Origin of the sequence: Kibdelosporangium persicum (genome assembly GCF_013280595.1) — a bacterium.
GTDB lineage: Bacteria > Actinomycetota > Actinomycetes > Mycobacteriales > Pseudonocardiaceae > Kibdelosporangium > Kibdelosporangium persicum.
The window spans coordinates 187,570-201,717 of the sequence record NZ_JAAATY010000017.1 but is presented as its reverse complement, the minus strand read 5'-3'; the positions used below and the strand labels follow the sequence as shown (position 1 = coordinate 201,717).

12 protein-coding genes are annotated in these 14,148 nt (G+C 67.4%); 9 read left to right on the top strand and 3 right to left on the bottom strand.

All coding sequences use genetic code 11. From position 1 onward, the window contains the following. On the top strand, positions 1-1,298 hold a 1,298-nt coding region (locus GC106_RS27990), incomplete at its 5' end, for an HNH endonuclease signature motif containing protein (protein WP_173136729.1). On the opposite strand, the gene GC106_RS27985 is transcribed toward GC106_RS27990, so the two are convergent. Continuing rightward, positions 1,247-2,824 carry an amidohydrolase family protein gene (locus GC106_RS27985; RefSeq protein ID WP_173136727.1) on the bottom strand — a complete coding sequence of 526 codons (1,578 nt, stop codon included), beginning with the start codon at positions 2,822-2,824 and terminating at the stop codon, positions 1,247-1,249. The two genes, GC106_RS27990 and GC106_RS27985, sit on opposite strands and share 52 nt — an antisense overlap. A gap of 101 nt (positions 2,825-2,925) precedes the next feature. Between GC106_RS27985 and GC106_RS27980 the strand changes: the two genes are divergently transcribed. The 4 genes from GC106_RS27980 to GC106_RS27965 all read left to right on the top strand — a co-directional run bounded on the left by GC106_RS27980 (position 2,926) and on the right by GC106_RS27965 (position 5,970). Continuing rightward, positions 2,926-3,387: a MarR family winged helix-turn-helix transcriptional regulator gene (locus GC106_RS27980; protein WP_217281038.1), complete on the top strand. Its 462-nt coding sequence runs from the start codon at positions 2,926-2,928 to the stop codon at positions 3,385-3,387. Between the two features lie 221 nt (positions 3,388-3,608). After that, positions 3,609-4,082, top strand: coding sequence for a hypothetical protein (locus GC106_RS48130; protein WP_173136726.1), 474 nt, complete (start codon positions 3,609-3,611; stop codon positions 4,080-4,082). A 158-nt stretch (positions 4,083-4,240) separates the two neighbouring features. After that, the gene (locus GC106_RS27970; RefSeq protein ID WP_312872895.1) at positions 4,241-5,128 is read left to right on the top strand and encodes a S1 family peptidase; all 888 of its coding nucleotides are present in this window, start codon (positions 4,241-4,243) and stop codon (positions 5,126-5,128) included. Positions 5,129-5,340: 212 nt separating this feature from the next. Then, positions 5,341-5,970, top strand: a complete 630-nt coding sequence (locus GC106_RS27965; RefSeq protein WP_173136724.1) for a response regulator transcription factor — start codon at positions 5,341-5,343, stop codon at positions 5,968-5,970. Positions 5,971-6,050: 80 nt separating this feature from the next. On the opposite strand, the gene GC106_RS27960 is transcribed toward GC106_RS27965, so the two are convergent. Next, positions 6,051-7,517, bottom strand: coding sequence for an MFS transporter (locus GC106_RS27960; RefSeq protein WP_312872894.1), 1,467 nt, complete (start codon positions 7,515-7,517; stop codon positions 6,051-6,053). A gap of 189 nt (positions 7,518-7,706) precedes the next feature. Between GC106_RS27960 and GC106_RS27955 the strand changes: the two genes are divergently transcribed. The 4 genes from GC106_RS27955 to GC106_RS27940 all read left to right on the top strand — a co-directional run bounded on the left by GC106_RS27955 (position 7,707) and on the right by GC106_RS27940 (position 13,336). Next, the gene (locus GC106_RS27955) at positions 7,707-8,393 is read left to right on the top strand and encodes a response regulator transcription factor (RefSeq protein WP_173136722.1); all 687 of its coding nucleotides are present in this window, start codon (positions 7,707-7,709) and stop codon (positions 8,391-8,393) included. Beyond that, positions 8,390-9,751, top strand: coding sequence for a sensor histidine kinase (locus tag GC106_RS27950; protein ID WP_173136720.1), 1,362 nt, complete (start codon positions 8,390-8,392; stop codon positions 9,749-9,751). The genes GC106_RS27955 and GC106_RS27950 overlap by 4 nt, the downstream gene beginning before the upstream one ends. A 182-nt stretch (positions 9,752-9,933) precedes the next feature. Further along, positions 9,934-12,186 (top strand): rhamnogalacturonan lyase, encoded by a 2,253-nt coding sequence (locus GC106_RS48935; RefSeq protein ID WP_312872893.1) that lies wholly within the window; start codon positions 9,934-9,936, stop codon positions 12,184-12,186. A 103-nt stretch (positions 12,187-12,289) separates the two neighbouring features. Continuing rightward, on the top strand, positions 12,290-13,336 hold the full coding sequence (locus tag GC106_RS27940) for an ABC transporter substrate-binding protein (protein ID WP_217281035.1): 1,047 nt from the start codon (positions 12,290-12,292) through the stop codon (positions 13,334-13,336). 7 nt (positions 13,337-13,343) lie between these two features. Here GC106_RS27940 and GC106_RS27935 read toward each other — a convergent pair whose 3' ends face one another. After that, entirely contained in the window at positions 13,344-13,826 is a 483-nt protein-coding gene (locus tag GC106_RS27935) for an allene oxide cyclase barrel-like domain-containing protein (protein ID WP_173136714.1), read from the bottom strand. Positions 13,827-14,148: the final 322 nt, after the last annotated feature.

Below are 14,148 nucleotides of genomic sequence, written 5' to 3'. Positions count from 1 at the left end.
CACTCTGGCAGCTCGGCAACCGCGAGCTTGTCACCCGGCTCACCGCCGTACACAGGCGGATACTCCGGGACTACGCCGAATACTTCGACATCCTGTCCGAAGTAGACGGCCGGGGAGCCGCGTACGAGTTGGGCTACAGCAACACCGCCGCACTACTCGTCCACACCCAGAACATCTCACGCAGTGAAGCCAACCAGCGCATCGCCCAAGCCACCGCCCTGCACGATGTGAAAACTCCGACCGGAGCCGTGGTCGAGGCCTCTCTTCCGTTGACCGCCAAGAAGCTCGCCGCCGGTCAGATCAGCGTCGGACAGGTTGAAGTCATCCGCAAGTTCGTCGGCAGCCTCAACCATGTGGAGGCGGACAAGGTCGCGTTGGCCGAAGAGCTGATGGTCGAACGCGCCGCCGAGGACGACCCGAACGCCCTGGCCCGGTATGGGGAGCGGTGGGTGCGTGACATCGTCGACCCGGACGGCACGGCGCCTGAGGACGACGAACCGCAGCGGCCGGAGCGAGAGCTGCGGCGGCACGTGTTCCGCGACGGGCGGATGGAATTCAAAGGACGGCTGGACGCCGAAACCGCCGCCCTGTTCGACGCACTGCTCGCGCCGTTTGAAAAGCGCGAAGCTGACGACACGCGCGGGTACGCCGAGCGTGGCGGGGATGCCTTCGCCGATGTGCTGCAGAAGGCCGCGAACTGCCCGGACCTGCCGACGCACAACGGGTACAAGACCGAGGTGGCGTTCACCATCTCGATGGACGAGCTGAAAAAGTCGGTGGACGAACGAGTCTTGCCCGGCACCCGGTTGACCGCGGGTGAGGCGCGGCGGATCGCCTGCGACGCGCACGTGCTTCCCGCGGTCATGGGTGGAGATTCCAAGCCGCTCGATGTCGCGGTCCCGGCCTATGTCGTGCCCGCACACATCCGGCGCGGACTGGTACTCAGGGACCGTGGATGTGCCTTCCCGGGCTGCGACCGGCCCGCCAGCGTCTGCCACAGCCACCACATCACATCCTGGCTACGGGGTGGGCCAACCGCCCTGGGCAACCTCGTGCTCCTGTGTGGACAACACCATCGGCTCATCCACCGCAGCGAATGGGAAGTCAAGCTCGACGGAGGCATCGCCTGGTTCACCCCACCGGACTACGTCGACCCGGTACGCACACCACGACGGAATCACTCCTGGTCTGCTCCGAACGCGGGCCTGCACGCGCGCGCTCGTCCATGCTCATCACCAACGGGTTCTCAGCTCCAGGCGAACAGATCCCGTGGCAGGCCCATCGCCCTGAAGAGGTGATCGCGGGACGCTTCAAGGTCCCGGCGTAGTCGATCCAGGTTCGCGTCCAGCAGCTGCCCTTTCCACTTGCGCACCTTGCCGGCGACGATCACCGTTTCGACGTTGGTACGGTCCATCAGCGACACGACCGCTCCCGGAACACTGTTGAGCGGGGCCACGTTGAGTGCGGTGGCGTCGAGCAGGACGATGTCCGCCTCCTTCCCGGGCGTGAGCGTGCCGGTCCTGCCATCGAGTCCGAGGTGCTTGGCGCCGTTGATGGTCGCGTAGCGCAGCACGTCGCGGACGGTGAGGAGTTCCGGTGTGCCCGGGGCCGGTGTCGGCCAGTTGTTGGGCGGCACGAGGTCACCTTGGTCCAGGATCATCTGGTTCACGATCATGCGCTGCATGGTCATCGCCGAGCGCATCTGGGTGAACGGGTCCGCGGCCATCGTCGTTTCGACGTCGGAGCTCAACGAGGGCTCCATGCCGAGTTGCTGCATTTTCAGGATGGGCGGCGTGCCGTGCCGCATCGTCATCTCGATCGGGAAAGCCACCGAGACCTGTGCCCCGGCGTCCCGGAACCGCCGCCAGGTCTCGTCTGACATGCCCGTCATGTGGATGAAAAGGTTGTCGGACCCCACCTCCACCCCACCTGTGCCCCGCGCGACGTCGTCGAGGACGGGCCGCATCCCCCACGAGCCAACGGAATGCGCGGCGATCTTCAGACCCAGCTCGCGGGCGATCGCCCAGGACCGGGTGTACACCTCCCGGCCGAGGTGGAGCTCACCGCCCATGATCATGGTCACCAGCTGATCGTCGGAACGGAACCACTTGTCCCTGATGCGGTAGGCATCCTCCGGGTACCGGGCTCCCGCGCGGCCGTCACCTTCGAAGAACCCGAACGCCGAACGCCGCCCGGTGTCGGCAAGCGCCTGGATCGCCGCGTCGGTGTGCTCCGGAGAGTGGTGGATCTGCGAGACGTCCAGCACTGCCGTGACACCGGCATCAAGCTGGGAGAGCCCTGCGAACAACGAGTTGATGTAGACGTCTTCCGGCCGGTAGACCCTCGCGAACCCCTGCAGGATGTGATCCCTGTAGTTCGGGTACGCGCTCGGCGAGCCCGAGCCGTCGTCAAGAAGCAAGCCGTTGGCGAGGAACGCGCGTTCCGCCGTTTCGAACAGATGGTGGTGCGTGTCGACGAAGCCAGGCAGGACGATGCGTCCCCGCGCGTCGATCACGGCTGCGTCGGCGGCGCGGACGCCGGGCCGGATCTCGACGATTTTCCTGCCCTCTACCAGGATGTCGGCGGCCTCGAAGTTGCCGACGCCCGGGTCCATGGACATCACCGCGCCGCCGCGGATGACGTAGCGGCGTCCCCGGTGGCCGCTGCCCTTCGGCGGCTGGTCACCGACGCGCGCCTCGGCACGACCGGTCGCGAACAGGCTTGTTCCCGCGGCGGCCCCCGTGGCCGTCTTCAGAAAGTGTCGCCGCCCGGTTCGTGCGGTGGACCCTTCCCGCGGCTCATTCTCGTCATGTCCGCTGCTCATGGCACCCCATCCCGTCGTGGCCCGTCCAGGCCTTCGAGTTGATGTGTCAACTGACACTACACTGTCGAGTTGATTTGTCAACTCACGGGTACGATGGCCTCATGACCTGGCAAGGACTGACCGACCGTGAGCTGCGCGCTTGGCGGACGTCGTTCCACATGCTCGAGCTGCTCCGGGCACGCATCGAGCAGCAGCTCCAGACCAGCAGCGGCCTGTCCAACGCCGACTACACGGTCCTCGCGTTGCTGTCCGAGGCGCCCGGCGGGCGGATACGCGTCTACGAACTCGGCAGGCTCGCCAACTGGGAGAAGAGCCGCATGCATCATCAGCTCAACCGGATGAGCAAGCGTGGTCTGGTCACCAGGGAACGGTGCGGCTCTCGCGGCATGTACGCCGTGATCACGACAGAAGGCCGGGCCACGCTCAAGCAAGCCGTGCCAGGACACGTCCAGGAGGTCCGGCGGCTGTTCGTGGAACCACTCACCGCCGAACAGCTCGATCAGCTCACCGGCATCGCGGCCACGATCCTCGACACCCTGAAGGCAGACCGCCCCGAGGCTTAGGAAACACCTATCGGGGCCTTCCGTAAGTCATCTTGGACATCAGGGAAACGGCGCCCGCACCCGCAGGAGGAAGCCTGACCTGACGGTCGAGTCGTTCGTGCAGACGCTTCCCTGTCCCCCACGCCTGGAACACCCCAACGCAACCCGCCATGGCACCACACGTCTTGGCAAACAGGGATCACCAACCACATGAGGGGACAAGCGAAATGGGTGCCACGTCAATGAAGTTGGCCGCGGTCGGCGCAGCACTTGCCATGGGCGCACTGCTTTCGGCGTGTTCCGGCCAGGGCGCCACCGCGCCAACCGAGACCGTGCCGAAGGAAACCGGGCCGAAGGAAACCGGGCAGGCGGCGCCGAAGGCCCAGCAACTGCGGTTGCTCGCGGGCGGGGACGGGAAAGGCGATACCGGCAAGGAAGTCAACTGCAGCACCAACGGCGGCACGGTCGGGCCGCACCAGGTCGACTTGATCGCGGTCGAGACTGAGGCGGGAATCGTGGGATGCACCGAAGCCTTCACCGTTGTCACCGAGTACTTCGAGAACGCCGGCGAGTCCGAGGGAACGGCTCGGAGTCTCACTGTGCAGGGGTGGCAGTGCATGACGGACACCGGTGCGCACGGAACCGGCTCCGTCGCCTGCACGAACGACAAGTTGTTCTTCTACACCAGCGCAATCAACCCAAGCACCCGGAACTGAGGTTCCCGAACACGACCCAGTCGGCATGGTCGCCAGGTCCATACCGGAACGCAACAGAATCAAGGCAGATCAGGGCAGAACGGGACAGGGAGGATGTACATTCGTGCACTTCCCGAGATCCGACGCAACCAGATGACGTCCTGACCCTTCTCAACGTCGTGCGTACGAATGCAGGAGGGCTCTCACTGCGCCATCTCTGGATCATCGCGGTCGGGGCTGTCGTGGGAGCCGGTCTTGCCTATGGCTACGTCGCAGCCGACACGTCAGGCGAACCGGCCGCGGCGGGGCAGGCCAAGCCGGTCAACCACGGCGTCCCGGCGACCGCCGACGACGTCAACGGCCCATCGGTCCCGGCGCCGAGCCTGGTTCCGGCGCCGAGCCCGGTTCTGCCGTTCACCGCGAAACTGGTGATGTCGGGCATCCCGGCCAAGGGCGGCGGGGTCCGAAGTGGTGGGTGCAGTGGTGCGTTGATCGCTCCTGAGTGGATCCTCACGGCCGGGCACTGCTTCCACGACATCAACGACGTCCGGGTCGGCGGGAAGCCGCCGTACGCCACAACGGCGACGGTTGGCAAGCTGCAGGACAGCGATCCCGGTGGCCGTACCGCGACTGTCCTGGACGTCCGGCAGTCCCCGGTCAACGACGTCGCCATGGTGAAGCTGGACGTCGCTGTCAACGACATCGTTCCGTTGACGGTGGGTGACCGGAAGCCCACGCCGGGGCAGCAACTGGAGTTCGCCGGCTGGGGCACCCTTTCGGCCGCCGCCGTCACCCGGACAGACCGCGTCAAACGAGGCCGGTTCACGGTCGCCACGATCGCGCAGACGACCCTCGAAGCCGAGCACTCAGGCGCGCGGACCGTGGAGAACAGCCCGTGCCCGCAGGACTCAGGCGCACCGTTGTTCGTCTCCGACGACGACCGCACCGGGACTCTGCTGGGCGTCGTCAGCAGCGGACCGCCGTGCCCGCAGGCCGGACGGGAGATCATCGCGCGGGTGGACGTGGTGTCCGAGTGGATCCAGCAGGAGATGGCGAAGCAACAGTGATCAACACAACACTGTAGCGACCAGGCAGCGAGGACGTCGCGGACCGCCCTGAGGTTGCTTCGGCCCCGGAAGACTAGTATTTCGGGTACACATCGGTCAGCGCGAGAACCAAGACGGTTGTCAGCCGTCCAGATGAGTGAGAACCGCGCATCCTGCGAACAGGACCGTTGTCGAGGGGCATACCAATGGTTGGGAACGCTTCGGGGACTAACGTGAAGACCACGAAGGTCGCTGTCGTCACATCCGATCCGTTGTTGCGCGGCGGCGCGACCGTCCTGCTGGACGCGCGAACCAATGTGCATGTCGTGCCGGACGTCGACCAGGCGGACGTGATCCTGCTGATCGAAGCGAAAGTGACCAGGGACGCGTTGACCGAGTTGGGGCCGCTGAAGCGGGACTCGAACCGAACCGGCCGGCCGGCCTGTGTCGTCGTCACCGATCACTTCAACGACGACGACCTGTTGGCGGCCGTTCTGCGGAACGTGGTCGCGATCATGCCGTTGCGGGAGACCGGCGGTCCGCAACTGGTGAACGCGGTACTGGCCGCGAGCAATGGCATGGCGAGCTTTCCCCCGGCTCTGCAACGGAAGTTGCTGACGCTTGTCCAGAACGTGGATCGCGAGGTGCTGCGTCCCAACGGACTGACGATGTCCGGCCTCACCGAGCGCGAGTGCGACATCCTGCGGTTGCTCACCGAAGGGCTCAACACCGAGCAGATCGCCGGGAAACTCTCGTACTCGGAACGGACCGTCAAGAACGTACTGCACAGAGTGATGAGGCGGGAAGGCTTGCGCAACCGTGCGCACGCCGCGGCGTTCGCGGTGCGGGCGTGTTCCTGCTGACTCCGGGCGATTGGTTGCGTCCAAAGTGGCCAGTTCACCGGTTCCGCTCGTCAAAAGGACCGAAGCCGCTGTTTCCGACGTCACTGTGGCGACGCTGACGTGACGGTCCTTTGTGGGCGGTTGGCGCGTCGGTGCGCGACCAGCAGGCAGGCGAGCACCGCGGCGACCACGAACACTCCGGCCGCGATCGCGACGTAGCTGAACACGCCCGTGGCGGAGTTCACCGTGGCGCCGTCGACCACCACGCTCGTGGAAGACAGGACCGCCGCGCCGACAAAGCTCACGCCCACCGAGCCGATCGCGCTCATCACCGTGACCATGCTTGAGATCACGCCTTGGCGTTCTGGTGGGGTGAGCACTGCCGCCATGTTGAACCCGGAAGCCAGGAGCGATCCGACGCTCAGGTTCAGCAGCATGGCGAAGGAGATGGCGACCGGGAACGAGGATGCGCCGAGGAACATGCCAAGGGTGCCCACGGTGCCCACCAGGACGCCTCCGGTCAGCGCCACGGACGGGTCGGTGCGGGCCGCGAGCCAGCCCGAGATCAGCCCTCCGGCCATGATTCCGATGGCGGGCAGGCCGAACAGCAGGGCCAGCGAGCCCTGGGCGTCGAGCCCGTAGCCCAGCCCCTGGTCCGCTGAGACCTGCGCGATGAGGCTGAGGAGCTGGTCCATGCTCTGCACGGCGCCGTTGGCGAGCACGACCACGAGCAGTGTGAGCACCATCGGCCTGCCCAGGTTCCTGATGTCGATCACCGGCTCGGGAATCCGGCTGGACACGAGGTACCACCGGGTGAGCGCCGCCACGCCGGCGGCGAGCAACGCGAGCGCCCAAACGCTGAGCCAGCCGATGTCCGGTCCGAGACTGATGTACGCGAGCACCGCGACCAGGCCCCCGCCGAGCAGAAGGGTTCCCGCGACGTCGACTCGTCCCGGCGTCCGCACCGTGGATTCCGGGACGAAGGCACGGATGCAGATCACCGCTGCGGTCGCGAACAGCGCCGAGGCCACGAACACGATCCGGAACCCGAACTGCGCGGCGAGCGGTTCGATGTTGGCGCTCACCGCGAGCCCCACCACTCCCGCGCCGGTGGTCACCGCACCCACCGCGGGCATCGCGATCCGCGGTGCGCAGAGGTCACGGACGATCGCGACAGTCAGGAAGACCGCCGCCACGGCGGCGCCTTGCAGCATGCGCCCGAGTACGAAGATCCAGAGGTTGGGGGCGGTGAGGCAGATCAAGGCACCGCCGCAGGCGACGAGCAGCGCCACCGTCAGCATCCTGCGTTTGCCGTGGATGTCCGCGCTCTTGCCGAACAGCGGCGCCCACATCGCCCCGGCGAGCATCGCGGTGGAGCTGATCCACGCGGCCTGGCCGGTGTGGAAGTGGTCGAGCATCTGCGGCAGGACGAGCAGCGGCAGGACGATCACCGTGTCCGCGGTGATGTTCGCGAGCAGCAACGCGGCGATCTGCCCGACGAGCCGCATGTTCCATCGGGTGTGTCCTGACCTGTCCGGCGGGGAGTGGGTGTGCACGGTGGAGTCCACAAAACTTCCTTCGGTGACGGTGCGGATATCCGCGGAACAGAGAAATCGCTGCACCCGAAGGTAATGACGCGGCCGGTCGCATCGGCGGATTCTCACCAGGTTCCTACCGACTTCCAGGTCGATTCCGGTGATCCGCGGTGCCCACTCGGCGAGAATCATCGGCAACCGTTGAGATGCGGAAGGAACTCGATGACCCGCACCGTGCTGATCGCCGACGACGACCGGGCGATTCGTGAGTCGCTCGTCCGCGCGCTGGAGCTCGAGGGCTATTCCGTCGTCGACGTCGACGACGGGGTGAAGGCGGTGACCCGGGTCCGCAGGCAGAAGTTCGACGTCCTCGTCCTGGACGTGCTGATGCCCGAGCTCGACGGGCTCGGCGTCGTCCGGCTCCTGCGGGCGGAAGGCGACCGGGTGCCGGTGCTGATGCTCACGGCGCGGGTCGAGACCTCCGACCGGGTCGCCGGTCTCGACGCGGGCGCCGACGACTACCTGCCCAAACCCTTCGAACTTGACGAGCTCCTGGCGCGCCTGCGCGCGCTGCTGCGGCGGGCCGTCCCGTCGGACGACAGCGATGACCGTGCCCTGTCGGTCGGGGAGCTGCGGCTCGATCCGGCCAGCCGCCGCGCGTGGTGGGCGACGACCGAGCTGACCCTGACCAAGACCGAGTTCGACCTGCTGGAACTGCTCATGCGCAACGAGGGCGTCGTGCTCGACCACTCGACGGTGTACGACCGGATCTGGGGCTTCGACTTCGGCGGGGATTCCAAGAACCTGGCCGTCTACGTCGGCTACCTGCGGCGCAAACTGGCCGCGGCGGGGGCCTCGTCGGTGATCCACACGGTGCGCGGCGTCGGGTACACGGTGCGGCGCCCGTGAACCTCGGAACCCGGCTCGCTCTCGCCTTCGCCGTCGTCGCCGGAATCGTCGCGGCGATGGTAGGCGTGCTCGCTTTCAGGTCCGCGCTCGAACGCGTCACCGGCGAGGTGGACCGCAGCCTGCACACAGCCTCCGCCGCCGTGATCGACGGACACCACGGGGTGCTGCACGACCCGGTCACCGAGCTCACCGGCGACGAAGGCGTGAAGCACCTGCTGCCGCTGACCGCGCAGCGAATCGACCCCAGCGGCGGCGTCACACCGCTCGGTGGGCGCGACGTGACCTTCCCCGTCAGCGACGCCGATCGTGCTCTCGCCGCCGGGTCGGCACGGGGCGCCACGAGTACCGCTGAGGTGATCGCACGGTACGACACCTACCGTGTGCTGACCACGTCCTTGGGCGACGGGACGGGAGCGGTGCAGGTCGGCATCGACGTCAACCAGTCGCGGCAGGTGCTCAGCGGGCTGGCCAAGGAGATCACCCTGCTCGCTCTGCTCGTGACCGCGGTCGCCGCTGGTCTCGGCTTCGTGCTGGCACGCCGGATCACCCGGCGGCTGGTGCGGCTGACCGCGATCGCCGAGGACGTCAGCGCCTCCGGCCTGGGCGCGGGGCAGGTCCCGGTGCGGGGACGGGACGAAGTGGCACGGCTGTCGTCGTCGTTCAACACCATGCTGCGCAGGCTGACGGATTCAGGGGAAGCGCAGGAACGGCTGATCCAGGACATCGCGCACGAGTTGCGCACCCCGCTCACGAGCCTGCGCACCAACGCCAGCGTGCTGCGCCGCCTCGACCGGCTCGCGCCGGACTCGCGCGCGCGACTGCTCGCCGACGTCGAGGGCGAGACCAGGGAGCTGTCCCATCTGGTCAACGAGTTGATCGCGCTGGCGCTCGCGAGAGGTACCGACGAGGAGGAGACCGACGTCGAACTCGCCGACGTCGCCCGGAACGCGGCCACGCGGGCACGGCGCCGGACCGAACGCGAGGTCACCATCGACGCCGACCGGACGCGGGTGCGCGGACAGCGACTCGCCCTGGAACGCGCCGTCAGCAACCTGCTGGAGAACGCCGCGAAGTTCGACACCGACGGCACCGGCCCGATCCGCGTCGAGGTCCGGGCGGGCACCATCGCGGTGTCGGACCGCGGGCCTGGTTTGGACACCAAGGACATCGACCGGATCTTCGACCGCTTCTACCGCGCGGACACGTCCCGGGCACTGCCCGGCTCGGGCCTCGGCCTGGCCATCGTGGCCGGCATCGCCGAAGCCCACGGCGGGGCGACGTTCGCCAGGAACCAGGCGGGAGGTGGAGCGACGATCGGCTTCACCATCGGCACCAGCCGCCTGCTGCCCGGCCACTGACACCCGAAGCCTGTCCGGTGGTGCCGCCGCGGCTGCGAAATCCTGGCGCTGAGCAGCCGATCGGCCTCTTGTTCGGGTCGTGTACGCCGCGCTAGCGTGGGAGGAGCCCGGAATTAAAACGTTTCAATCGTCCCACTGGTGCGGGAGGTCGGGCGATGTTCCGTGGACGACGAGGTTCACGCGTGGTGTTCACGATCGCCGTTGTCCTGGCGACGCTTGTTCCGGGTGGCTCGCCGCCGGTCTTGGCCGCCCCCGCGCACGCGGTTCAGCTTGAGCGGCTCGATCGCGGGCTGGTCGCGGTCGGCACCGGCGAAGGAGTGTTTCTCAGCTGGCGGTTGCTCGGCCATGAGGTCACCGGGCGAACGGCCACCGGCATGGCCGGGCCGAAGTTCCATGTCCTCCGGGACGGAAAGCGGATCGCCACCGTCACCGACAGCACCAACTACCTCGACCGTGACGGCGCGTCCACGTCCTCCTACCGCGTCGCCGCGGTTGAGCGCGGCAAGCAGACCGGCCTCAGTGCGGCGGTTTCACCGTGGACGAACGGCTTTTACAACCTGCCGCTCCGCAAGCCCGCCGACGGCGTCACCCCGGCCGGAGAGGCGTACACGTACTCCGCCAACGACATGAGCGTCGGTGATTTCGACGGGGACGGCCAGTACGAGTACATCGTCAAGTGGGATCCGTCGAACTCCAAGGACGTGTCCCAGGTCGGCTACACCGGGCCGGTGTACATCGACGCGTACGAACTGGACGGCACCCTGCTGTACCGGATCGACCTCGGCGTCAACATCAGGGCCGGGGCGCACTACACGCAGTTCCTCGTCTACGACTTCGACGGTGACGGACGTGCGGAGACGATGGTCAAGACCGCACCGGGCACGAGGACCATCTCCTACGACAGAGCCGGAAACGTTGCCTCGCAACGGTTCATCACGATGCCGGCGCAGGACGTGCGGGCGGGCTTCTCGCATGCCGACGACTACCGGCTGAGCGCCGAGGGCTACTACGAGCATGTCGTCGACATGTTCCGCGGCTGGCACAAGCACCTCGAAGTGCTGGCCGGACGATGGCCGCGCACACTCGAACAGGCCTTCGGCATCGCGCCGCGCTACAGCTACCCGTTGTCGCGCACGGATGCCGAGGCGCTGGCCGACCACTTCATCGACGTGTACGCGCCGAGCCGCAGCAGCCGCAACAACTTGCGAGCGTTCGCGGGCTTCATCGTCGACGGACCCGAGTATCTGACAGTGTTCGACGGCGCCACCGGACGAGAGTTACAGACTGTCCACTACAAACCCGGACGGCACGACGACGGCCTGATGTGGGGCGACTACGCGATGTCGCGCATCGAGCCCGGCAACCGGGTCGACCGGTTCCTTGCCACTGTGGCGTACCTGGACGGCAGGCGGCCGTCCGCGATCTTCGCTCGCGGCTACTACACGCGTGCGGCCCTTGTCGCGTACCGCTGGGACGGACGGCGTCTGCGAGAAGAGTGGCATGTGGACAGTGGCTGGGTGCCGATGACCAACCCGTTCAACGACAGCCCGCACGGCAGGGACGGGACCCACCCGGAGTACCGGACGATCACGACCCAAGGCGTGCACTCACTCAGCACGTCTGATGTGGACGGTGACGGGAAGCACGAGATCGTTTATGGTGCCGCGACCATCGACCACGACGGCGGCCTGCTGTCCAGCTCGTTCGCGATCGCGCCGCCGCAGAGCGGCGTCCCCGGCCAGAACGTCCGGCTGGGCCACGGCGACGCTCTGCACGTCACAGACATCGATCCACGTCGCCCGGGGCTGGAGGTCTTCCAGGTCCACGAGGGCGGCACGGTCGCGCCGTACGGCGCCGCGCTGCGCGACGCGGCGACCGGTGGAGTGATCTACGGCAAGTACACAGGCGTGGACACCGGTCGTGGCATGGTCGGCGACATCATCCCCGAAGAGCCGGGGCTGGAGACCTGGGCGTCCAACGGAGTCGGCCTGTGGACAGCGGACGGCGACTTCGTTTCCAGCACCATCCCGGGGACGAACCAAAGCATCCGGTGGGCGGCCGACATGACAACGCAAATAGTCAACGGTGCCGCCGCGACGACCGTGGAACCGCCGAGGATCGAGGACTGGCGACGCGGCGTGCTGCTCGTCGCCGACGGCGCGCTGGCCAACAACTCCACGAAGGGTAACCCGTGTCTGGTCGCTGACATTCTCGGTGACTGGCGGGAGGAGATGCTGGTCCGTACCGCGGACAGCACCGCAGTACGAATCTATCTCAGCACCGAGGTGACCGACCGCAAGCTGTACACGCTGATGCATGACAAGCAGTACCGAGCGGAGGTCGCACGGCAGCAGACCACCTACAACCAACCGTCGTACACCAGTTTCTACATGGGTTCGGACATCGACTGGTCACGCGTCCCGGTGCCCCGGTGACCCCCTCGTGAGTGTTTATCGGTGTTAGAACACGGATAAACACTCACGAGGTGGGGCAGGGTTCGCCCGATCGTGACGGTCCCGCTGTTTGTACGGTGCTTTGGTGTCACGACCACTGATCGGGGTTGTCCTCGCGGCGACCGGACGCCTGACGCCCCTCGGTACGCCGTTGGACTTCGTCACAGGTGCCCTGCACTGGCCCGTCGGCGTGCTGATCCGCGACAGCGGGTCGACCACCGGCGGCGCACGCGCCGCCGCACTGTCCCTGGTGGACGCGGGCGTCCGGGTCGTGGTGACCCTCGGCGGGACGGAGACCCTGCCCGCGGTCGCCAGCGCCTGCACCGAACGCGAAGTACCCTGCGTGTCCACGACTCTGCCGTGGCAGGTGTTCGCCGCCGGTCACCGTCCCGGGTGGGCCTTCCACTTCGGCTGGGGCCTGGACGACATCGCGACGGTGTTCGCCGACCTGTGGGAGTACCTGGGCCAGGCACGCGTCGTCGGCTGTCTGTGGAACGACAAGACGCAGGGCCAGGCGTTGCGGCGGTGGTTCCGGCCGGTCGCGGTGGCACGCGGGCACAACCTGGTCGACCTGCCGTATCAGGAGTCCAGCGGCCGGCTGCCCGACGTGGCGGGGGTGGAAGTGCTGACCGCGGCCGCCACCGCGGCCGACCTCGCGGCGGCCGTCAGCCGCACTCGGCCCCGGCTGATCACCTGCTCGCGCTGGTTGACGTACCCGTTCGGCGTGGCCCGGCACGGGCTGGACCAAGTCGCCACGATCGTGTCATGGACGCCGGGGCACGCCCACCGGGCCGCCGGCCGCACACCCCGCGACCTCGCGACAGCCTATGAGGACGCCACCAAGTCGCCGTGGCTGCAGCCACTTGGCCTGGCGCATGCCCTGATGGAGGTGGGCTGCCACGCGGTGACCAATTCGGACTCTCGGGCGAGCGCTGCCCAGGTGCTGGCACGCACTCGCTTGGCGACCCTGGCCGGTGTGCTCGACTGGACTTCCGGGCCCGTGCCGGGCGTGGCGACGATCCCGTTGGCGGGTGGGCAGTGGCGTGGCGAGGACCGGCCGGAACTGGTGGTCGTGGACAACCGCCGGGCGCCGGTCGTGCCCGTTGGCGGCGAACTGCTGACCGGCCCGTGACCGGCGCTCAGTCCGGCAACGTGAAAATGAACCTGTAGGCCACGTCCTGCGTGTTCGCCCGGGTCACCTTGCCCTCACCACGAGCGTTGGTGTACGCGCCGGTGCCGCCGACGACCGCCACCGTCGTGTCGCCGAAGCCCAGCGCGATCGTCTTGTAGACGCGTATCCCGGACAGGTGCAGTTCGCCGTCCTTCAACCGGAACGTCGATGTGCAGTGCGTCGTCACCTCCGGCGGCACCGTGACTGACACCGCCAGCACGCCGCAGTGGGAATACCCTTCGCCGACCTGGACGGCGCCCTGTGCGTCGAACAGTTGACCGCCGCTGACGAACCCCGCACCCACCGCCGGAGCCGCGGGAGCCGACATCAGAGTCCGCTTGGCCGTCACCTCCACGGTGCTGGCCCTGTGGTCGACGGCATCGGCTCCCGCGACACCACCGGTCACCAGTGCACCGGTGAGCGCCAGCACGAGCCACGACTGAACCTGCACAGCACACCTCCATATCCGATCCGAGTGCCGTCTTCCGAGACTAGTTCCGGTGCCGGGTAACGGTAAGAATTCGATAGTGCGGCCACTAAGGACTGACCGGCCGTCCACTCGACACAATCCGTACACCCAAGCCGCCGCCATCTCATGGCATCACTGGATCGCTTCAGCCACACCACCAGCCGCTGACCCGCTCCCTCGTGGCGCGGACGGCACGTCCGTAGGCCGTTTGCGTGAACGAACTTCAATTCGCACGGCCGGGCAACCGTCCATAGCCATCATGAGTCTCCTCAGAAGCGAGTAGTTCGCGGCCGAGGGGAGACGG

Excerpts from the sequence above, each read along its gene's own strand:
- GC106_RS27985 (WP_173136727.1), bottom strand. The coding sequence starts at position 2,824 with ATGAGCAGCGGACATGACGAGAATGAGCCGCGGGAAGGGTCCACCGCA.
- GC106_RS27980 (WP_217281038.1), top strand. The coding sequence starts at position 2,926 with ATGACCTGGCAAGGACTGACCGACCGTGAGCTGCGCGCTTGGCGGACG.
- GC106_RS48130 (WP_173136726.1), top strand. The coding sequence starts at position 3,609 with ATGAAGTTGGCCGCGGTCGGCGCAGCACTTGCCATGGGCGCACTGCTT.
- GC106_RS27955 (WP_173136722.1), top strand. The coding sequence starts at position 7,707 with ATGACCCGCACCGTGCTGATCGCCGACGACGACCGGGCGATTCGTGAG.